Annotated in this window: 14 protein-coding genes; 5 read left to right on the plus strand and 9 right to left on the minus strand. The window is 56.9% G+C overall.

Features of this window, described 5'->3' with window-relative positions; translation table 11 throughout:
• Positions 1-9: 9 nt before the first annotated feature.
• Entirely contained in the window at positions 10-1,287 is a 1,278-nt protein-coding gene (locus EJ361_RS09465; protein ID WP_126245237.1) for a DUF4302 domain-containing protein, read from the plus strand.
• Between the two features lie 52 nt (positions 1,288-1,339).
• Entirely contained in the window at positions 1,340-1,954 is a 615-nt protein-coding gene (locus EJ361_RS25750; RefSeq protein ID WP_205686969.1) for a hypothetical protein, read from the plus strand.
• Positions 1,955-2,027: 73 nt separating this feature from the next.
• Here the strand turns inward: EJ361_RS25750 and EJ361_RS09475 are convergent, their stop codons facing one another.
• Together EJ361_RS09475 and EJ361_RS09480 are read right to left on the minus strand one after the other, a co-directional pair.
• Positions 2,028-3,866, minus strand: a complete 1,839-nt coding sequence (locus EJ361_RS09475; RefSeq protein WP_126245238.1) for a UbiD family decarboxylase — start codon at positions 3,864-3,866, stop codon at positions 2,028-2,030.
• Between the two features lie 155 nt (positions 3,867-4,021).
• Complete coding sequence (locus tag EJ361_RS09480; RefSeq protein WP_126245239.1) at positions 4,022-4,630, minus strand: TetR/AcrR family transcriptional regulator; 609 nt, start codon at positions 4,628-4,630, stop codon at positions 4,022-4,024.
• 89 nt (positions 4,631-4,719) lie between these two features.
• On the opposite strand from EJ361_RS09480, the gene EJ361_RS09485 reads away from it, so the two are divergent.
• Both EJ361_RS09485 and EJ361_RS09490 read left to right on the plus strand, forming a co-directional pair.
• Entirely contained in the window at positions 4,720-4,911 is a 192-nt protein-coding gene (locus tag EJ361_RS09485) for a hypothetical protein (RefSeq protein WP_126245240.1), read from the plus strand.
• Position 4,912: 1 nt separating this feature from the next.
• Complete coding sequence (locus EJ361_RS09490) at positions 4,913-5,281, plus strand: hypothetical protein (RefSeq protein WP_126245241.1); 369 nt, start codon at positions 4,913-4,915, stop codon at positions 5,279-5,281.
• A gap of 41 nt (positions 5,282-5,322) precedes the next feature.
• Here the strand turns inward: EJ361_RS09490 and EJ361_RS09495 are convergent, their stop codons facing one another.
• From EJ361_RS09495 to EJ361_RS09510, 4 genes are read right to left on the minus strand one after another with little or no spacing between them, the layout of a single operon-like run.
• Positions 5,323-6,558 carry an MFS transporter gene (locus tag EJ361_RS09495; protein WP_205686970.1) on the minus strand — a complete coding sequence of 412 codons (1,236 nt, stop codon included), beginning with the start codon at positions 6,556-6,558 and terminating at the stop codon, positions 5,323-5,325.
• A 13-nt stretch (positions 6,559-6,571) separates the two neighbouring features.
• Positions 6,572-8,971 carry a hypothetical protein gene (locus EJ361_RS09500; protein WP_126245243.1) on the minus strand — a complete coding sequence of 800 codons (2,400 nt, stop codon included), beginning with the start codon at positions 8,969-8,971 and terminating at the stop codon, positions 6,572-6,574.
• A gap of 20 nt (positions 8,972-8,991) precedes the next feature.
• Positions 8,992-10,674 (minus strand): RagB/SusD family nutrient uptake outer membrane protein, encoded by a 1,683-nt coding sequence (locus EJ361_RS09505; RefSeq protein ID WP_126245244.1) that lies wholly within the window; start codon positions 10,672-10,674, stop codon positions 8,992-8,994.
• Between the two features lie 22 nt (positions 10,675-10,696).
• Complete coding sequence (locus EJ361_RS09510) at positions 10,697-13,711, minus strand: SusC/RagA family TonB-linked outer membrane protein (RefSeq protein ID WP_126245245.1); 3,015 nt, start codon at positions 13,709-13,711, stop codon at positions 10,697-10,699.
• A gap of 386 nt (positions 13,712-14,097) precedes the next feature.
• Here EJ361_RS09510 and EJ361_RS09515 point away from each other — a divergent pair, with 386 nt between their 5' ends.
• Positions 14,098-15,417, plus strand: a complete 1,320-nt coding sequence (locus EJ361_RS09515; RefSeq protein ID WP_126245246.1) for a hypothetical protein — start codon at positions 14,098-14,100, stop codon at positions 15,415-15,417.
• An 82-nt stretch (positions 15,418-15,499) separates the two neighbouring features.
• Here the strand turns inward: EJ361_RS09515 and EJ361_RS09520 are convergent, their stop codons facing one another.
• From EJ361_RS09520 to EJ361_RS09530, 3 genes are all read right to left on the minus strand, one after another.
• Positions 15,500-17,092 (minus strand): RagB/SusD family nutrient uptake outer membrane protein, encoded by a 1,593-nt coding sequence (locus tag EJ361_RS09520; protein WP_126245247.1) that lies wholly within the window; start codon positions 17,090-17,092, stop codon positions 15,500-15,502.
• Positions 17,093-17,116: 24 nt separating this feature from the next.
• Positions 17,117-20,389 carry a SusC/RagA family TonB-linked outer membrane protein gene (locus tag EJ361_RS09525; protein WP_164714152.1) on the minus strand — a complete coding sequence of 1,091 codons (3,273 nt, stop codon included), beginning with the start codon at positions 20,387-20,389 and terminating at the stop codon, positions 17,117-17,119.
• Positions 20,390-20,697: 308 nt separating this feature from the next.
• Positions 20,698-21,927, minus strand: coding sequence for a FecR family protein (locus tag EJ361_RS09530; protein WP_126245249.1), 1,230 nt, complete (start codon positions 21,925-21,927; stop codon positions 20,698-20,700).
• Positions 21,928-21,930 lie beyond the last annotated feature (3 nt).

Consider the following 21,930-nt stretch of genomic DNA (forward strand, 5'->3'; position numbering starts at 1 on the left):
AGAAACGTCATGATGAGAATTTTCTCCTGTATCATACTGGCCGCCGTTACGCTCGCCGCCTGCCGGAAGGAACCCGACCCGATTTTTTCGGAAACGGCAGACCAGCGCATCAACCGCGTGCTGAACGAATACCAGACCGTCCTCGCCGCCTCCGCCAATGGCTGGAATGGCGAGATGACCACCAGGAACAACGTCACCTACCGCTTCCACTTCAGCTTCGACAACGCCAACCACGTGAAGATGTTTTCCGATTTCGACGGCACGTCATCGTCTGTACGAAAGGAAAGCAGCTTCCGCCTCAAAGCGTTGCAGCAGCCGTCGCTCCTGTTCGACAGCTATTCCTATATCCACATCCTTGCCGATCCGGCAGATTCGATTTCCGGGGGGCCGGAAGGCGTGGGCCTGAACGGCGATTTCGAATTTTCGATGGATTCGGTGACGGCAGACGTCATCAAGCTGACCGGCCGGCAGCAGGGTGCCAAAATGACCCTGCGCAAAGCCTCCGCGGCCGACCTCGACGCCTGGCAGACTGGTAAATGGGCTGGCGGTGCGCGGATCGCGGACATTTCGAAGAAAATCCTCAACTACTTCAAACGCCTCACTATCGGCGGCCGGCAATACGAAATACGCATCGATCCCAGCTTCCATACCATTACCTTCACCTGGCGCGATGGCGGCGGAAACCCGCAGTCGCACACCACGGATTACAATTACTCCGCGGATGGATTGATCCTCACCGAGCCCCTGCAAGACGGTCCCAATTCCATTTCCCGGCTGTCGGGCATGACGTGGAACGGCACCACGCTTAACCTGAACGTCAACGGCGCCACCGCGGGCGCTATCTCCGGGGCCATTGCGCCGCTGGTGATAGACCTAAACGCGGGAATACGCTGGTACCAGGCTTCCCAGCAAACCTACTGGCGCGGGACTTCCTTCAACATCAAAGGCGTGTGGGATACTTACGGTTTGTGGAAGCTGGAGAATTTCGCGTTCCTCATCTTCCAGTACGGCTCCCAATACGATATTTTCGGTTTCGTTTTCCTCGAATCCGGCGGCCTCGCATTGAATTTCGGGCTCGGCACCGATACGCCCGATTTTACCGGTGGAAAAACTGTCTTTACTGCGCTCGGTGAGCTCGGGGACGTGCCGCCCGAAGCGATGGACGCGTATGTGAAAACCGCCGTCAAATTCCTCAACCCCGACGGATGGTGGTTCATCCAGACGGGCCCGCACCAGTTCGACATGGTAGACGCAACAGACGCTACTTCGTACATGGTTTGGTACTAAGCATCGAATCGTTTAAATCACGCAACTATTTTATAACCAAAAATCTGATTTTATGAAAACGAACATGCCCCGCGTTTTATATGTCCCATTGCTTTTACTGGCGCTATTTGTGGCCGCATGCGGTAAAGACGGAGATACGGGGCCCGCTGGCCCTGCAGGCCCTGCCGGCCCCGGTGGCGCAGCTGGCCCGGGTGGCCCCGCCGGTCCGAAAGGCGATACCGGAACGGCCAACGTCATTTATTCTGACTGGCTGGATGTCGGGTTCCCTGAAATAGATACGAACGTGGTGGCAGTAGGCGACACCATCTTTACTTTCTTCGGTGGTATGAATGCGCCGAAGATCACCGCGGATATCCTTGCCAAAGGCGACATCAAGGTGTACATCAACTTCAGGACGGCCGCCAACCCACTGGTGATGCCTTTGCCTGTGGCGGATTTTGCATTTTTTGGCGCTTTTGTGAACATCACGCCTCTGTTTACGGTAGGCGCTGTTAACCTGGTTTCGAACATCGATGCCGGTACCGGTTTGAACGCGCAGAACGAGAAAGTCTGGCAATACCGGTATATCCTTATTCCCGGTGGCGTTGCGGCGCGGAAAGCCGCTGGTGCGGACGTGGACTGGAACAATTACAAATCCGTTCAGAAGTACCTCAACCTGAAAGACTAACCTTCGCCCGAATACAAATGAAAACGGCTGGTGCATAATGCATCAGCCGTTTATTATTTTCGTGGATGGGTGATCAGATAATGCCGTGCAGCACGCCGCCTTTCTTCCCCAGCTCGTCTACTTTCGCTTCCACAGCGGCGTCTTTTATGAGCGGTGGTGCGTGATGCGGCTTGATGCGCGCGTCGATGACGAGCGGGCCGGTGCATCCCCAATGCTTGTGCCGGATGAAACTGTTGATGCCGTGCATGTCGTGGGATGGATTGCTCCGCGTGAACGTCACCCACACGAAGTTGTTGATATTCTCCGCCGTAAAGCCTGCGTCATCACACAGTACGATCAGCGGAAGACCTTCCAGCTGCCGATTTTTGAGGTGTTCGTCGAGCTGGGCGATCTGCTTTGCCGTTTCGTGCTCGTCGGTAAAAGCCGGCGCTTCCACCGCCAGCACGCCGGGCAATGCCATTTTGAAATGTGCGAACGGGCGCGGCAGATCGAAACCTGCAGGCAGTTCGCGCCAGAGCTCGCGGCGTTTTTCGCCCGCTGCGGCGATCGTTACCTTGCTGCCGGCGTTGAGATCGCTGCCGGTATAATCGAGTGTATCGATGGTCGTGTTGGTATAAAAATGTAGGTCGCGCGCGGGATCGATACGCTCCAGCATATGCAGGAGGAACTTTTCGATGTCGTGCGTGTGCAACTGCGGATCGTCTTCCTTCGCGCAAATAAACAGGAACTTGGCCAGGCTCAGCTGGTTGCTGCCCAGGATGTGGTTGGCGATGGTCAGGATTTCCTGGGGTTTTCGTTCCTTCAGATATGGCGTATAACGCTCGCTGCCGATGGCGAATAACAGGGGATGTACGCCCGCCGCGTCTACCGCATGGATTTCATGTACGCCGGGAATCTCTTTCGGAATGGCATTCCCCGTGATCTCGTGGATCAACGCGCCGAAGCTGGTATCTTCCTGCGGAGGGCGCCCCACAACGGTAAACGACCAAACCGGATTTTTCCGGTGATATACGCGGCTCACTTTCATGAGCGGGAAAGGATGGGTAAGGCTGTAGTAACCGAGATGATCGCCGAAAGGCCCTTCTGGCTTGTTCTCCAGCGGCATCACCGTTCCCGTAATGACGAAATCCGCGTCGGCGGAAATGCAAAAGCCTTCATCGTCGTAGAAATACCGGAATCGGCGGTTCCCCAGCGCGCCGGCGAACGTCATTTCCGACAGTCCCTCTGGCAGCGGCATCACGGCGGAAAGGGGGTGAGACGGCGGTCCGCCCACGAAAATGCTCACTTTCAGCGGTTGACCTTTCGCGTTGGCCTTGGCCTGGTGGATCCCGATGCCGCGGTGCAATTGGTAATGCAGTCCGATCTCCCTATCCTGGATATATTCATTCCCGCCCATCTGGATGCGGTACATGCCGAGGTTGGCGCCCATGATGCCGGGTTTGTCGGCGTCTTCGGTATAGACTTGCGGCATGGTCACGAAGGGCCCCCCGTCCATCGGCCAGTTCACGATCTGCGGCAATTCGCCGATGGTGGTGCGGCCGAAGCTGATGGGCGCGCGGCTACCGGTTTTCATGGGAAGGGCGGAAAGTGCCGTGGCGGCTACGTTCAGGTATCTGAAAGGATGCTTGACGGCTTTGACGGGGTCTCCTTTGATGTCTACCAGCGTTTTGATCTTTTCCAGCGTGTCGCGGAACATGAACTTCGACCGGTCGAGGGTGCCGAACAGGTTGGATACCGCGGGGAATTTGCTGCCTTTGATGTTTTCGAACAGCAATGCCGGCCCCTGGTGCTCGTATACCCGCAAGTGAATGGCGGCCATTTCGAGGTAAGGGTCCACCTCCTGTTTGATGCGCACGAGGTGCCCGTGCTTTTCCAGGTCCGTAATGCAGTCTTGTAAACTTTTATATCCCATGGGTAATTGCCGGTAATGTTGAATCCCGCCAAAATTAAACAAGTTTGGGGAGAATCGGGCGGTGGTAGGGATGGCGCATGAATTACAGGCGGATGGGCGCAACCCGCCTGCGTTTCTCGTACATACGGGAGACGATTCCCCGGCGGGCGGGGTGGTTACCGTGAGAATTTCTTCCTTCCTTTCTCGGTGAGATAGGGCCAGAACAGTCCCGCGAAAACCTGCCGGTAAGCCCTGGCGGCTTCTTTGCCTTTGAGGCGTGCGGTGAGCTCGTTGTGGGAAAGCCAGTAATCTCCCGCAAGAAATATCTGGGTGACGAGCGTTTGGAGGATTTGAGGGGGCACGTCTTTCCGGAAAATCCCCTTTTCCTGCCAGGCTTTGAAAAACGATAAAAACTCCTTTTGCCTGCGTTTTACCAGTTCCGTGTATTGTTTCTTGACGGAAGGCACGCGCAGCCCGATTTCCGGGAAGTGCAGGAAAATGAACCGATACTTGAAAACCACCGGGAACGTATGCTCCGCGAAATCCAGCAAAGCCTCCGGCCGGGCGTTTTCGATCCGCTCCATTTCAAATACCAGCGCGTCCATTTGCGCGGAAAGCGCCTCGTAAAGGGCTACGATGATATCGTCCGTATGCCGGAAATGGTAATGCAGGTTACCCGGACTGATGCCCATTTCCGCGGCAATGTGCCTGCTGGTGACGCTTTGTATGCCCTGTTCGTTATACAGCGCCAGGGCTGTTTCGAGAATCCTGGATTTGGTGTCCATGCCCAAATATAAGCCGCTATTCCGGAAAACTGATTTTAATTAGGTCTTTTGTTCTAATTGATTAGTACATTTGTTCTAAATCGAAATGTATGGAACAGGACGGATTACAGCAAAAGCGACATGAGAACTGGTTCCAGGGCATCCGCGGGATGTTCCTGCCCGTGAAGCCAAACGATGGGCCGGTGGTCAAATCCCTGAAAGACGGTGCATTCTATCTCTTCGGCACCCTGGCGCTGATCATTAGCGTTTCGTTGGCGGGGGTAATATTAATGGTGGTCTGACATGCGGTTGCTGATCGGATGCGCCGGGGCATGGGCGTGTATCCACTTTTTCCGCGGTGTCGGTCATCCTTTGCCTTTCCTTAACGGTTACCTGACCGATTTCCTGGCTATTCCTGCCATGGCGCATCTGGCCTTGCTGATCATCCGGCGGTCCGTGGCCCGCGATCCGGGTTTCGTGTTCCCTTTTGGCTGGGTGCTTTTCGTGGCGGCCTACGTGTCTTTGGTGATGGAAGCGTTGGCGCCGGCGTTTTCGCCACGGTATACGGGAGATTGGGGGGATGTGGCGGCTTATTTTGCCGGAGGGTTTTGCTATCAGTTGTGGATGAAAAGGAAAACCGTTGTTGCCGGAAATAAAAGGGAGCCGGTATAGGCCGGCTCCCGGTGAGATCGTATCGGTACCCGTCAGGCGTATTAATGTTCTTCCACGAAATCAAGGTCGCGGTGATGGGTTTCATCGATCGTGAAGATGGAATAAAACCCGATGGCGAAGCAGACGGCGCCCACGATGGCTGCAGCGTTCACTTCCTGTACCAGCGGTTTGAGGAATCCGTAGGATAAGGTCATCGCTACAACGGTTCCCCGTACCATGTTGGGAATGGTAGTAGCGGCCGTGGCGCGGATGTTGGTGCCGAATTGTTCCGCCCCGATGGTCACGAACATCGCCCAATACCCGATCCCGAAACCCAGCCACAGGGTGGCGAAATAGAGCATGGCTGCGGTATTGATGCCGGCGTAGAGAAAAATCACGCTTCCCGCGAAAGTAAATCCCATCAACAGCATTACCGCTTTCCGCCGCGATTGCATCCGGTAGCTGATGTAGCCGCTGAGCAGGTCGCCACCGGCGAGGCCTACGTAACACCACATCACGGCCAGTCCCGGTTTCACTTCTTCCACGATGCCCAGAGCCTTGCCGAATTCATTGCTGAACGTGGAAAGGATGCCTATCACGTACCAGGTGGGCAACCCGATCCCGATACATTTCAGGTAGCGGACCAGCCTGTCTTTCCGCGTGAAGAAAGACAGGAAACTCCCTTTCCGGACGCCCGTCATATCTTTCATGTTTACATACAAACCGGATTCGAACACCCCGATGCGCAGGAGCAACAACATCGCCCCGAGCGCACCGCCCGCGAAATACGCGTTCCGCCAGCTGAAAAGCTCTACGGTAAAGTAGGCGGCCACTGCGCCAAGCAGGCCTACACCCGCCACCAGTGAGGCGCCCAGCGCGCGCAAATGTTTCGGCAAACTCTCGGATACGAGCGTAATTCCTGCCCCGAGCTCCCCGGCCAACCCCACGCCGGCAATGAACCGCAAGATTTTGTATTGCGGGACGTCCTGCACGAAGCCACAGGCGAAATTGGCGAGCGAATAAGTGATGATCGACCCGAAAAGCACCGACAGCCGGCCTTTCCGGTCGCCGAGCACGCCCCAGAGAATGCCGCCGAGCAACAGCCCGGTCATTTGCCAGTTGAGGATGGAAGCGCCTTCTGCGGAAATGGCAGCTTCGCTCAGGCCCAGGTCGCGCAGGCTGGGGATGCGCACGATGCCGAACAGCAGCAGGTCGTAAATGTCCACGAAATATCCCAGCGCCGCTACGATCACGGGTGCGGAAAACAGCGCGCGAAGGGCAGGTTTTTCTGTTTGCATGGATTGCGTCATTTTATTCATATTTCATCCACACGGTGGCGGTGCAGTTTTTGTCGGCTATGGCCCTTATCCAGTGGGCGTTGTAGCCTTCCGGGAATTCGTGGCGCACGGTTTGGCCGGCGGGAACGCGGAAGGTTTTGTAAGTGTGCCAGCCGGTGAGGTCGGTGTTCACCTGCAGCGTGATCTGCACGGTTTTGTCGGATTGCAGGGTCACTGATTTTTTGTCGTATCCCGTCATGAGGAAAGGCAGGGAAGGATCGTTCGCCTTTACCGCCGTTTTTTTCCACATGCCGCCTTCGCCTACGGGCTTGCCGAGTTTCCAGAGATCGTCGATGGCGCCGAACCACAACCCGCCGGCGGGCCCATGGGTGTCGAAGTAATGCCCGTCGGGCGATGCGCCGCCGCGGGTGCCGCTGATCACCAGTAATCCGCGCCAGGTACAGTAATCCGCGATTTTCCTTTTGTGGGTGGAGACGGGGCGGATGGACGCAAACCCGGATTCCCGGCCGATTTCGTAAAACGTTCCATGCGCGTTCAGCATGTATCTTTCCGATTCCAGTTCCCTTGCGCCGCGGGGCCATCCGAATGCCATCGGCTGATCGTACCGCGCGGAGGTTTTCGGCAGGCGGAACGTCCCGGTTTTGTCGGTTACGGTGACGGAGGCTTCATCCACTTCAAAATCCCGTTTCAACGCCAGTATCTTTTCCATCTGAGCCGAGCTATCGCCTACGGAAGCCACGTTCTGCAAGGTTTCCCCGATTTCCGCATACCGTTTTTCTCCACCACTTATATTCAACACCTGCAGGTTTTTGTTCCCCGAAGCGGGCCTGATCAACTGCGCGCCGGAAACGCCGTCTTCTTCGATGCCCGCCAGCGAAGCGAACATGGGATCGGCCTGCTGGTGCAATTGGCCGCTGTAATGGAAGAAGGCTGTTGCCACGCAGTTTTTATCTGCCCGGATGCGCACCCAACTCGTACGGAATTGCGCCGGGAAAATGAAGAACGCATAGCCGTCTTTACCGGTTGTTATTTTTTTATATTCCGTCCATTCGTTGTTTCCTTTCACATCCGTTTCAATGGTAAACACCACCGGCGATCCGTTCCCATGGCTGAGGTGCAGCACTTTCTTCCCTGTTCCGGAAGCGAGATAGGGATCGGAGGGCACGCCGGCTTTCACGGAATCGCCGATCCAGGGCCCGCCCCAGCCGGAGGCGGGGCCCCAGGTTTTCAATGCTTCGGGCGTACCGAACCAGAGGTTAGACTGAGACCGCCCGGCGTAGGGGTTTTCGAGGATCGTGGTTTCGTCTGTAGAAAGTACAAGTTGTCCGTTCCATTCGCAGAAGTCCGGAATATAGCGCAGGTGGCTGCCAATGGGTGTAATGCCGCCGCTATTGGCCCTGGTGAAGGTTTTCGGGAAGTCGTAGAACATGCCGTGCATATCCATGAGCATTTTGCCGTTCCCGATCTCGCGGATGCGCGGCCATTCGGTGTACCAGCCTCCCCAATGGTCGTAGGTGCGGGCGGCTTTGGGTAAGCGGTAGGTGTACCATTGCCCGTTGTCGAGAAGTTTGAGGATGACGGAACGCTTGTCCCACCCGATGCTCCAGGCCGGCGCCTTATCGTCGGGCGCGCCGTAGATGCCACCGGGGCCGGTGATGTCGGTGAATTGTTTCCGTTCGATGATCGTCCATTTCTTCCCGTCCCATTCGGCCAATACGCCTTTCTCGTCGTCATTTCTCGGTGCGCTGCCGGTTTGCAGGTCTGCCGCTTTGATGTCGAAAACCTTGTGCTCGCCGTTGTTGGCGATGATGAACCGGCCCTGTGTGGTGTAGGCGCCTTTGCCATGCCAACCGGGAACGGGCTTGTGGAAGAGTTTCTTCACGGCCAGGGTATGCACATTCGCTTCATATACCATCCCTTCCATGTCGTAGAAATATACGCTGTTGGCGGGATCGGTGAGGTGGCGCGCCGTGGCCGTCATGCGGCCGGGCATGGTCGTCAGCGGGATCACGCGGACTTTTCCCTTGCCGTCGATGAAGTACGAACCCGTGATGAGCTGGTTGGATTCGCGGTGGATGAGCCGGTTAGCCGGTGTGCCGCCCACGCTTTCCGGGTGGGTCGTAAGCCGGAGGTCTTTGCTGATGCTGTACAGCTTGTCCGAACTGCCGTTAGGGCAGTGCGGGGAATAGGTCACCATCCATAACCGGCCCGCCCACGGCGTGATGGCACCTATTCCACCTTCTGCGCCATCGCCCTTGCAGGGATAACCGCCGCCTTCGTTGAAAACGGCGAGGTGGGGGTATACGCCGCTGATCTGCAAGGGTTTCCCCGGCCCGCTATCCGCCTGGGCTGCCGCTGTGTTGCCAAGTCCCGCGGCGAGGACGGTCATCATACAAACTGTTGATATCTTCATGTGTCTCATATTCACTTTTATCAGTAATGCTCGTTCTGTGTAATGGCCGGGTTCACCCGTCTTTCTACGGCAGGTATCGGCCAGAGATATTGTTTCGATTTGTCGAATTTCCTTTCCACCAGTATTTTCACATCCGCCCCAAACGCAGAATAGTCGGCGATGCCATCGTTATCCAACGGGGTGACGCCGGGAAAAGGCCATTTGGCGCGGTTTTGATTGGCGGGGTCGGGGAGGCCGATCACGGGTTTTGTCAGCACTTTTTCCGCCAGCCGCCAGCGGATGAGGTCCATATAGCGGAGGCCTTCCTTCACCAGTTCCACCCTTCTTTCCCTGCGCACGATTTTTTTCAGTTCGGCGAGGTCGGAGGTGGTAACGGAAGGGTAGTTCGATATATCGGTAACGGCTACACTATATGCGCGCGCCCTCAGGCGGTTGAGCGCTTCGCGGACGGATGCGTCGCCTTCGCCGAGCTCGATTTTGGCTTCTGCATACGTTAGCAATACTTCGGCGAAACGGATAATGATGGCGTCGTTATCTTCCACCAGCCTGTCTGCCCAGGTCTGATCGATCCCTTTTTTCCAGAGGAAGCCGGTGTAACTGGCGAAGGGGCGCACGGCACGGTTGTCGAAATTGGGTACCATGCCGCCGGTTTTGTAATTGCGGGTGGTGAGCGAATCCGGGTGGGGCTGGTAGGAGAACCCGAGCCAGGGCGTCCCGAATTCGACGATGGTCATCGTGAGCCGGGGATCTCGGTGTTGGAAGGGATGCTGCGGATCGTAAGCCGCCGATTCGTCGATAGGCTTGCCGTCCGTACATTCATAAGCGTCCACGATGTCGCGTGTGGGGAGCCATGCGCCGAAGCCGCCTGCATTACGGCAGATATAATCCTGCACGAACCCCGCACCGTTGAATACCTGCTGCTTTTCGTCGCGGGGAATACTGAGGATGATCTCCTTGCTGGATTCTCCGGCTTTCAGGAAAAGCTGGTCGTATTTCTCTTCCAGCTTGTACACACCGGTATTGGCCAGTTGCATCACCTTGTCTGCAGCGGTTTTCGCTTCGGCCCACTTGCCTGCGTACAATGCCGTACGGGCTTTGATGGCCAGCGCGGCGCCCTTCGTCAAACGTTTCACTTCCCCCGCTCCGTATGTAGCCGGCAGGTTGTCTGCCGCCCAATCCAGCTCCGCGAACACGAAATTGAGCACGGTATTTTGCGCCGTGCGCGTAATGCCGCCGGATTCTTCCAGCGTCAGCGGTTTCGTAATGAATGGAACATCGCCGAACCGCGCGATAAGGCGTGCATATTGATAGGCCCGGATGAGGCGCATTTCGGCTTCGAGCCGCGTCATCACCGCAGCGGGCGTATTGCCGGCGGCGCGCTGCATGTTCGCCAGGTAGGAATTGGCCCGGGCGATGGCCTTGTAGGCATTCAGCCAGTAGGTTTGCACACTGGCGTCTTCCGCGTTCATGGTGCCGCCGATCACGGCGTTGGTCAGTTGCGCGCGGTGCCAGTCGTTGTCGGTAAACAACTCATTGTCGTTCCCCCAGAACGGAAGGCGGTACAGGTCGTTCACGGCCAGTTCCAGCTCGGTCTGGTTGGAATAGAAGCCGCCGGTAGAGGGTTCCGACGGTGGCGTAAGGTCCAGTTTGGCGCAGGAAGCGAGCCCCGCGGCCAGGCATATGATGGATACTATCTTTTTCACGTAAAATCGTTTTTGGTTGAACTTAGAATTTGACAATGGCGCCCACCATGAAAGTGGCCACGATAGGATAGCTGTAACTGCCGGCCTCGGGATCGAGGTATTTGGGCAATTTGCTGATGGAAAGGAAATCGTTGGCGGACAGGTACACCCGCAGCGACTGTACCCCAACGGTCTTCAACAGCTCCTCCCGCAAAGTATAACCCAACGTCGCGTTTTTCAGGCGGAAGTAGGCGCCGCTCCTCAGCCAGTAATCGGACAGCGTGTAATTATTCCCGTTAGACGTCCTCGAGAGGCGGGGATACGTAGCCTGGAGGTTTTGCTCCGCCGTATTGTTTTTGCTCCAGAACCTGCCGACCATTTCCTGCGGTACGTTCCCGAAGGCTTCGGCGAAGGGTTGCACGATGTCTGTCCCCAGCCGGCTCAGTTTTTTCCCGACGCCCTGGAACGTAAGCCCCGCATCGAATCCCATATAATCCGCCCGCACGTTGCCGCCATAGAGGTAACGGGGCAGGGCGCCACCGAGAAGGACCTTGTCGTCTGGCGTAATCACCCCGTCTTTGTTCATATCCATATAGCGGACGTCGCCGGGTTTGGTATTGGCGCCCATCACGGGGCCGGCGGTCACCTCTTCCGCGGTTTGGAACAGTCCGTTCGATACATATCCGAACCATTCGTTGTATTCGGAGCCGTTGCGGATGATCTGATCGCCGCGGAACTCGGTGCCTTTCAGGTCGCCGATGCGCGAGCGGGCGTCTGAGAAATTGGCGCCGATGGAATAACGGACTTTCCCGACCTGGTCTCTCCAGTTCACATCCAGCTCCCAGCCTTTCACGTGCAGCGTGCCGGCGTTCTGATTGGGCTTGTCGTAGCCGATATACAAAGGAATGTCGAGCGGAAGGAGGATGTCGAAAGTCGATTTTTTGAAGTAGCCTGCGGAAATGTTGAGCCGGCTGTCGAGGAACGCCGCGTCGATACCGATGTCTGACGTGCGGGTGGTTTCCCAGGAAATATTCTCGACGGCATACACCTGCTGGCCCGCGCCGCTCAACGGCACTACGCCGCCACTTTGGTAAAAAAGGGCGTTGGTGAAATCGAGCGTGGCCTGGTAGGGATAATTGCCGATCCTTTCATTGCCGGCTTCGCCCCAGCTGCCGCGCACTTTCAGGAACGACAGCCAGCTGACGCCCTTCAGGAACGATTCTTCGGAAACCGTCCATCCTGCCGAAACGGAAGGGAAAACCGCGCCGCGATAAGCTTTGCCGAAGCGGGAAGATTTATCGTACCGGAGGTTCCCCTGTACCAGGTACTTCCCTTTATACGCATATTTCAGCCTCCCGAAAAACGAGCGGAGCGCAGATTCGGATGCCGCGCCGGAATTCGTCCGCAGCTCGATGGAGCCCGCGTTGAGATAGGGGTATCCCGTCAGCGGAAACCCGCTCCGGCCCGCGCTCAGCGATTCGTAGTTGTTGTAATTCTCTTCGTATCCCGCCAGCACGTCGATATCGTGCCCGCCGCGCAAACTGCGGGCGTAATTGGCGAGGAGCTGCCCGTTGATGGAAATATTTTCGTTCCGCGATTCGCCGAGCGTGGTGCGTGGCTGGTTCACCACGGTGCTGGGAGAACCGTTCGGGTTCGTGAATTTTATCTGGGTGGAAAAGTTCTTGAATTTGTCCATATCGAACGTGGGAGCCACCTGCGCCGTGAGCGTCAATCCATCGACCGGCCTGAAATTGAACAGGAGCCGCCCGCCGATCTGGTTGTAGCGGTAGCGGTTGAAGCCGCCGCCATAAAGTTGCGCTGCAGGGTTGCGGCCGTCTTTGGAAATGGCGAAACGCCCGTCGCTGTAATAATCGTCGTAAATGCCGGGCATGATGCGGCTCAGGTAAATGGGATCGGTGTTGGGGGAATTTTCCTCCGTCCGTTTGTAGAAGATGTCCAGTCCTGCGGAAAGTTTCGAATTGATCTGCAGGTCGTTGTTGACGCGCAGCAAATACCTTTCGAAATCGTAGTTATCGTAAAACGCGCCTGCTTTCGAGTAACTGAGGGAGGCTTTGGTTTTGAGCTTATCCGTTCCGGAAGTGAAAACGACTTCATGGCGCTGCCGCGGCGCGGTGCGGTGACGGAGGAGCGTTTTCTGCCAGTCGGTCACCGGGAATTCGTCCGGGTTTACGCGGTTGCTGTCTAGATAAGAATCGATGAAGGGCTGCGCATAAGCGCCGGAAGCTGCGCCGTCGTTGACGGCCTGTTCGTTGAAATAGCGCATGTAATCCTGCGGGCCTACGTATTTGGGCATGGCCGTCGGTTTCTGGGCGCCGTATTCGTAGTTGTATTCGAGGCTGGGGCGCCCGGTGCCCGCGCGTTTGGTGGTGATGAGGATCACGCCGGCCGCGCCACGGGAACCGTAGATGGATGCGGACGCCGCGTCTTTTAGGACAGACAGGCTTTCCACATCGTTGGGGTTTACGTTGTCTACGCTGGAAACGGGGACACCGTCTACGATCACCAGCGGGCCGTTCGTGCCGATGGTGGTGATGCCGCGGATGAGGATGGAGGAACCTCCGCCCGGGGAGCCGCTGCTGCGGGTGACAGACACGCCGGCCATGGCGCCCTGCAATGCGTCAGACACCTTCAGCGTCTGCCGGCCGCCCACGTCTTTGGCGCTGATGGTAGCCACGGCGCCCGTGAGGTCTTTTTTCTTCTGCCGGCCGTAACCCACCACCACGGTTTCATCCAGCTCGCGGGTGTTGGTGTGGAGGAAAACTTCGATGGATTGGCCAGGCGTAACGTCCAGCGTCTGGGAGGCATAGTTGAGCATCGAAACGGTGATCTTGCCTGCGCCCGTGGGAAGACGGAGGGTGAAATGACCGTTGTTGTCTGTGGTAGTGCCGGCCGGGGTGCCCGGAACGGATACGGTAGCCTCGGGCAGCGGCGTTTTGCCGGCGGCATCGGTCACCGTACCTGTGACCTGCCGGTCCTGGCCTGCCAGCCGAACGGCCAGCAACATCACGGCGCAAAGGAAGAGTAGTTGCTTTTTCATAATCCTGGAATAAATGATTTTGGTGATTTCCGCACCGGGCGGAAGAAGTCGTGGTTGAGCGATCGAAACAAATGTAAAAGCGATGGCGCCCCGTCGCCAAGTTTGCGGCTGATCAATCGTCAACCAAAAGTTTGAACAGGTTAATTGATTGATAGTCAGCATGTAATGTACATTCATCAATTGAAGATGAACAACTGTTTCCCCCGGTTCGCATATATATTATTATCTATCGGCTAAATCGCCGGGAACTGCCTGCGTATTACAATCGATTTAAGTTCGCCCTGGGTTTCACTTTTGGAAAAGTGGATTATCTTTGGCCGCAAGGGGCGCGCCACGGCCCATCAACCAACTGTAACCAGCAAGCTTTTCTGAGGCGACCTAACGGGATGGAACAACACGAAAACAAAGAATCATTTTATCATCTGGACCTGGTATGCCGGTATATCGCCGGCAACTTCGGTAATCCGGAAATCGCTTCGTGGACGAATGGCGATTACCTCCGGCTGAGCGGGATATTGAGCCGCGCGTCCGAAATCCAGCTGAGCCCAAGCACGCTCAAGCGGATTTTCGGCAAATTGAAAACCACCGAACGCTATTATCCCCAGAAAGCGACCCGCGACGGCCTTGCCCGGTATGCGGGGTTCGCGGATTGGGACGATTTCGTGGACAAACACCCCCGTCCCGCGAAACCCGGAGAAGCCGCGGCCACCGAAGCACCGGGGCCGCTCACCAAACTTCCCCAGCCCAAAGCACCGCGCATCAGCTGGTGGCCCGCATTAATTTTGATGGCCGGCGCCTGCGCCATCTTCGGCTGGCAATGGCTGAAACATATGAACCGCCCGCCCGAACGCCCTGCCGGCGCAAAGCTCGTCTGCTCCAATCCCGTGGGCGATAACCCGCATTCCGCCGTGTTCCGCGTGCAGTTGCCGGATCGCTTCCGGGGCGACAGCAGTAAATTCATCATCGCTTTCGGCGACGGAGAACGCGATTTGCCCATTTCTCCCGGCGCGGTGCTCACGCATTATTATGAAAAGCCCGGCCGTTTTTACGCCAAACTGTTATACGATTCCCGGCCCGTCGACACCGTTCCCATTTACCTGAAAACCAATGGATGGACGGCCACCGCTACCTCGCAACTGGATACCACGCGCGTCTACCCCCTGGAAACGCCGGCGTTCGGTGCTGCCGGGATGTCGGCAACGCCGAAAGAAGTATATGCAACGGGAGTGGACACCTTGCATACGTTTTACGTGGATTTCGTCAATACGCAGGAGTGGGACGCTACGGGCGATGATATCGAACTGACGGCCCGGTTGGCCACGTCGCGCCTTCGCCCGGGGATCCGCTGTTCACAGGTGATGATCACGCTCTACGGTGAAAAATCGCAGCATGAAATGTTGCTGCTGAAGCCGGGCTGCGTGTCATGGGCCTACCTCGTTTTTGCTGAAAAGGGGATTCATGGCAGCAGAACGGACCTCAGCCCCGTAGGTACCGATCTTTCTTCCGGCGGAACAGTACACCTGCGCGTAAAAGACAAACATGCCTGGCTCACCGTCAACGGCAAACGCTTGTACGATATCGCTTACAACGAGCCCGTGGGCAAGTTGTACGGCATCCGTTTCAACTTCGCCGGCATCGGCTCCATCCAGCACGTATCCCTGAAGAAGCCCGGCGGGACGGTGGTTTTCGAGGATGGTGAAAAATAGGGATCTCTTCCATCGCGGAATACTGCCCATGAAAAAAGCCGGCTTTCGCCGGCTCCTTCGGGTTTTCATAAGCATGATCATATTATGGGCGTTGCCACCAGAGCCTGGTGCCGGGGTTGTCCTGTCCGCCCAGGAGGGCCGCGGCTTTGGTGGTTTCGTCTTTGTTGTTTTTGTATTCATCCGGCGGGAAAGGCAGGCGGTTGATGAAGCCTGTCACCGTGCCGCCGCTGAGGTTCACTACCACGGGCCAGAGTTTGGGATACCCAGTGCGCCGGAACTCCGACCAGGCTTCCTGTCCGTCGGGGAACAGGCTGATCCATTTCTGGGTCGCGATCCTTTCCAGTTTCTTTTCGAAACCGTCTCCTTCGTTCCAGGCGATGGTCATGGTGCTGAGGTAACTGTCTGCCGCCGTGACGTTATTGTCTGCATTCACGGGATCGGTGTAGGTGGCGGGTTTGGCGGTGCCGTTGGCGATGTAGGCGGATGCGTCTCCCGCGTCGAACTGCGCGAACGACGTGCGGATGCCTTCCTCATACATTGCTTTCGCCGTCCCTTTCATGTCCCACCCGCGAATGGCGCCTTCCGCCCGCAGGAAATACATTTCCGAAGCGGACATCACGCGGATGGGGGTGTTGCGCTCGATATTGAGGGGTGAGAAAGTTTCGTAATCGGTTTTCACCTTGATGTCGATCCCGTTGCGGACGCCTTTGAATCCGCCGCCGGGGAGCGCCGATGCGCGGAAATATTTCGGCAGCCGCGGATCGTTGTACCCTTTGAGGAACGATTCCATGGTGGCGCCCATCCGGATGTCGTTGTATTCCTGGCTGATCACGTACAGCGAATTGCTCACGGTGATACCGTTGCCGGAATGGACGGTCGCGTTTTGGGCGTTGCTCGTGAATACGCCGTATTCGTTGGCAACGGCTTCTTCGGCCTTTTGCTTCGCCAGTGCGGGCTTGATGAAAGCGAGCCGCATGGCCAGGCGCAGCTTCAGCGAATTGGCGAGCCGGATCCAGTTGGCGTATTCTCCGCCGTACACGAGGTCGAAAGGTTTGAGCTGCGCCTTGCCGCCGGGGTTCGTTTTGTCGAACGTGGTGAGCGAGGCGATGGCCTGGTCGAGCTCTGTGAAGAACGCGTTGTACACGCTCTCCTGGCTGTCGTACGGCGTAGAAAACCCGCCCGCGCCGAATTTGCTATAGGGGATGGGGCCAAACACGTCGGTAACACGGTGCATGGCCGTCACCTTCACGATCGTGGCCACGGCAAAGAGGTCCGGCCGCGTTTTGGCGCCGCGTTCCTGCACGAGCTTCCATCCGCTCATAATGTTGTCGTACGGCACTTTGAACACCCAGTTATTCCAGTCCATCATGAAATAGTTGGAATTGTTTTTTCCGCTGTTGAACGGTGTGGGGATGCCCATGAATCCGGAGTAGATGTCGGCGTTGAGGTTTTGCTGGAGCTGGTATTGCCAGTCTACGGTGCTGTAAATGCTGGTGAGCATGCCGGGGATGAAGGCGCCTACGTACTTGTAATCGTATTTCAGCAGGGAGTCCGTCAGTTCGTTGGGATTGGTGTTGAACGACTCGAAATTCTTCGTGCAGGCGGTTTGCCCTGCGATGGCCAGGGTGAGCGCGGCTGCGGGGATGAGTTTATATATGGAAGTGTTTTTTTTCATGTTGATGTCCGTTTTCGGTGAGCATTAGAAGGTGACTTTCACATTTACGCCGAGGTTGCGCTGGCTGGGGAGACCGAAGTAATCGTACCCCTGGAACTGGTTGGTCGTAAAGGCCGTGATTTCCGGATCGTACGGCGCTTTTTTGTGGATCAGCCAGAGATTGCGCCCCACGAGCGAAACCTGCAACTGGCGAACCTTGTTGCCCAGTGCCTTCGCGGGAATGCTGTACCCGAGGGAAAGCTCGCGCAGGCGAACGTTCGTGGCGCTGTAGGTGTACAATGCCAGGGCCGACGAAGTAGCGCCGGTAATGCTCTGGTAGTAATCTTTCGCCGGAACGGTTTTGTCGCCCACTTTCACGCCGCCGTTATCGCGGGCTTCGGCGGTGCGTTGCGAAACCCCGAAATTATCCATGATCGCTTCCGTCGTAGACACCACTTCGCCACCGATACGCGCGTCTACCAGGAAAGACAGCTGGAACTGTTTCCATTTGAAGCTGTTGTTCCAGCCCATCAGGTACCGAGGATTGGCGTTCCCTACTTTTTTATAGTCACCGATCTCCGGCACGCCTTTGTTGTTCAATGCAACACTTCCGTCAGCAGTGCGTTTCACGTCTTTGGCGTAAATGTCGCCGTAGCTGCCGCCCTTGCGGACGATCAGCCGGTACCCCGCGAAGTCGGACACCACGAATTCTTCCTGCGTTCTCCTGGTGCCGGTAAACGGATCCGAATAATCCATCATTTCCACCACTTTGTTCCTGTTCAAACCGTAATTGAGGGTAGACGTCCATTGCACCTGACCGATCTTCCCGTTATATCCCAAACTCGCTTCGATACCGCGGTTTTCGATGTTGCCGGCGTTCACGTAATAGGCGTTATAACCTACCGACGGCGAAACTTCCACTTTGAAATACTGATGCAGCGTGGAGGATTTGTAATAAGTCAGGTTGAAGGAAAGTTTATCGTCCAGGAACCGCGAATCCAGCCCCACTTCGAAAGAGCGGGTGCGCTCGGGCCGCATTTCCGAGAAAGGTTTGGCATGGATAGCCTGGATGGAGCCGCCGTTGGTCAGCGTAATGGTAGGCATGGAAATATAGATGGGGATGGAGTTGGCCACTTCACTGTAAGACGCCCGCAGCTTCGCGAAGGATATGGCTTCGGGGAATTTCACCATTTCACTCAGCACGGCCGACAGGCCCACGGAGGGATAGAAGTACGAAGGATTTTTCGTGAACGCCAGGGCCGACGACCATTCATTCCTCGCCGTCACGTCTACATACAGCATATCGCGGAAACCGAGCTGCGCGGTACCGAAAACTGCCTGCGTTTGCAACCGGTCGTTTTTCTCGAACGGCGCGAACCGCGTAAAGTCGATATTGGCGAAGGAAAAGAAGTTGGCGAATTGCAGGAGATATCCGTTCGACCAACCCGTCGTGTTATCCACCACATCCTGGATACTGCTGCCCACATTGGCTTGCAGCGAAAACTGCCCGAACCGCTGTTGCGCCGTGAACATGATGTCTGCATAGGTTTGCCGGATGGAAGTGCGCGTTTTGTCGTACCGGCCGTTGTCTCCGGCGAGGAATTTGGGGGTAGAGGCATAGCTGCGCGCTTCGTACACATCGTTGGTCCTGTCCTGCTTCGCGCGGCCGGTAACACTGAGCCATGGCGTGATCGTGTATTTAGCGGCCACGGAGCCGATGAAGCGGTTGCGCTGCAGCGAGTTGGTGTTGCGGTTCACCACCCAGAATGGGCTCTGGAGCATCATGCCCGGGTCGGAATACGGCCAGCGCTGGGTGCTGAAGTTGCGGTTGACGTCGTACTGTTCGAACTGGCGGAAACTGTTGAAGTCGTGCGCCCGGGGGAACAGGTAAACGCCTACCAGCGGATTGTAATATTGGCCCTGCACAGGCACATTGTCCTGCTCCATATTCACGTATTGCGCGTTCACGTCGAGGTTCAGGCGATCGTTGAGGAGGCTGGTGGTGTTGCGGGCATTGAAATTGTAACGTGCGTAGCTGTTTTTCGGAACGATGCCGTTGGCGTTCACTGCGGCGGCGGAGAAATAGTTCTGGCTGTGATCGTTGCCGGCGGAAACGTTGACGGCGTGCGTATAGGCGTCTCCGGTCCGGAAGAAGCTTTTGTTATCCGCGTTGGCGGCCTGTTTATCGCCCCAGCTGTAAAACGACCCCGTTGTCGGCGTGGCGCCGTAGCTGTTCTGGAAGTCCGGGAGCAGGAGGGGTTTGCTGTAATTGGCGTTGAAGGAATAGTTGACGGAGGGTTTGCCCGACCGGCCTTTCTTGGTGGTGAGCAGGATCACGCCGTTGGCGGCCTGGCTGCCGTAAAGCGCGGCAGACGATGCGCCGGTGAGCGCGGTCACGCTTTCGATATCGTCAGGGTTGATGTTGGCGATGCCGTCGCTGCCGCCGGGAACGGAGAATCCGTCGGTTTTTTGCTGGGTAAAGAGGTCAGGTAAAGGGATGCCGTCTACCACGAACAGCGCGTTGTTGTTGCCATAGATCGATTTATTGCCGCGCATCACCACTTTGGTGGCGCCTCCCGGGCCGGAGGAGCTGTTGCTTACGGCCATGCCGGCCACTTTGCCGGCGAGGGTGTTGACGAGGCTGGGGTCTTTGACGTTGTTCAATTCCGCGCCGGAAACGGTCTGCACGTTGTAAGTAACGCTGCGGGCCTGCTTCCTGATTCCCAGGGCCGTCACTACCACCAGTTCTTTCAGTTTGTTCACCGCAGGTTTGAGGACGATGGCGATGTTGAAGGCGTCGTTACCGGTTTGCAAGGCGGTGTCGAGGGTTTCGAAGCCGATGAAGCTCACGCGCAGGATGTGCTGGCCGGCGGGAACGTCGGCGAAGCGGAAGCGGCCCTGTACGTCTGTGACGGTCCCTTTGCGGAGGTCGCGCAGTTCTACGGAAGCGCCCGGGATGGGGGAGCCGGCGTCGTCGGTCACGGAACCGGTCAAGATAGCGGCCATGGGAACGGCGGCTGCAGTTGGCTTCTCGCGGATGACGATGATATTGTTATTGATCACGAAGGTGAGGTTATGGCCCTGGAGGCATTTTTCCAGGACTTCGGCCACGGAGGCGTTCCGCACGTCGATAGACACGGAGGGCGCGCTGCGGATGAGTTTCATGTCGTACAGCAGGGAATAGCCGCTCTGCTTCTGTATCTCACTGAATATCCGCCCCAGCGGCGCGTTCTTGCGGCTGAGGGTGATGGTCTGGGAGAAGCCGGCGGCGCTTACATGCAAGGCTGCGGCAAGCATCAAAATGGCCGTTAATTTCATAACGAGTAATAATTTAGCGGGCAATAGCCGAAAACGTGGCATGGCTTTGCCGGACACAAGTAGTTTCATACTTTTGTACAGTTTGGGTTTGGTGACGTAAATGGTGTTTAAGCGCGCTTTTCCGGCCAACCCGAACAATCCCGCCGGGAGTGTTGACGCACTCCTGGCTTTGTTTACGGGCTAACCGGTCTGATTAGCTGGTCGTTTTCATGTTTCGATTTTGGTTTGATGTTCGTTCTGAATGTCTGGATACCTCAAGTTATGTCGACTTTGTTATATTGATTTGATAGTCAGGTTGTAAGGATGAATTACGGCGCAACTTCCAGCGTTCTTCCCGTTATTTTGCAGTTTACACCGCTGCTCCGGAGGGCTTCCACCATGGCCTGGAGCGATACATCCCGCGAGATCCGGCCGGCAAATTCCTTCTCCGGCACTTCGCCTTTCCAAACTACTTCCACATCGTACCACCGCCCGATCTGGCGCAGCAGCACGGGCAGCGTGGCGCCTTCGAACTGGAAATACCCGTTCTTCCAGGCGAGCACCTGCTCCAGGTCTGCCGCCGAAACGGCGATTTTCCCTTCCTGACCGATGCGCGCTTCCTGCCCGGGGGCCAACTTCACCGCTTCGTCTTTCCTGCGCACCCGTACCGACCCTTCCAGCAAAGCCGTCCGGGCCTGGGATTCTTCGGGATAGGCGTTGATATTGAATTTCGTTCCCAATACCTCCACCCGTACGTCTTTCACCGCTACCCTGAACGGCTTCTCCACATCGGCGGCCACTTCAAAATATCCTTCCCCTGTAAGCTCCACCAGCCGCTCGTTCCCTGTAAAGGAAGAAGGGAAACGCAGTGATGATGCGGCGTTCATCCATACAACCGTTCCATCCGGCAACTGTACCTGGTATTGACCGCCCTTGGGCGTGGAAATCGTGTTGAATACAGGCTCTCCGCCGTCTGCCTGCGGGTCGTACACGATCCGCCCGCCCTGCAGCTTCACGATCTTCGTATTGCCTTGCCGGGAAAGGGCACCGGCACCGGCGTCGTCGAGGGTAATGACGGAACCGTCGCCCAGGGTGAGCGTGGCTTTGTTCCCGCCCGGCTGCGGTCCGGAATGCTGAACAACGTTGTTTTTCCCGGGTTGGCGGGTGGATTGGTACATCCAGTAACTGCCGCCGGCGAGCAGCAACACGGCTGCCGCTGCGGCGATCTTCCGCCAAGCGGGGCTCAGGCGGCGGGCAGGTACCGGTTCGGTGGGTTCAAACGGGCGATGAAAGGCCGTTCTTCCGGTCAGTTTTTGCCAGAAAGTACGCTCGGGCACTTGCTCCCGCAGCTCCAACTTCCGCCGGAAATCCGCCACGGAGGCGGAGGTGGGTATAGGGTACGATTTAAGGGCGTCCGGAACGCCGGCTGCATCGAGCAGGGCGTGGAACTCGTTAGACGGGGCCGTTTCCAGCCAGGCGAACAATGATCGTTCCTCCTCCGGCGTCAGCGTGCCGGCGGCATATTTTTCCAGGCTGGAGAGGATAGTTTCCCTTGTCATGCG

Source organism: Chitinophaga rhizosphaerae (assembly GCF_003958645.1).
Taxonomy (GTDB): Bacteria; Bacteroidota; Bacteroidia; order Chitinophagales; family Chitinophagaceae; genus Chitinophaga; species Chitinophaga rhizosphaerae.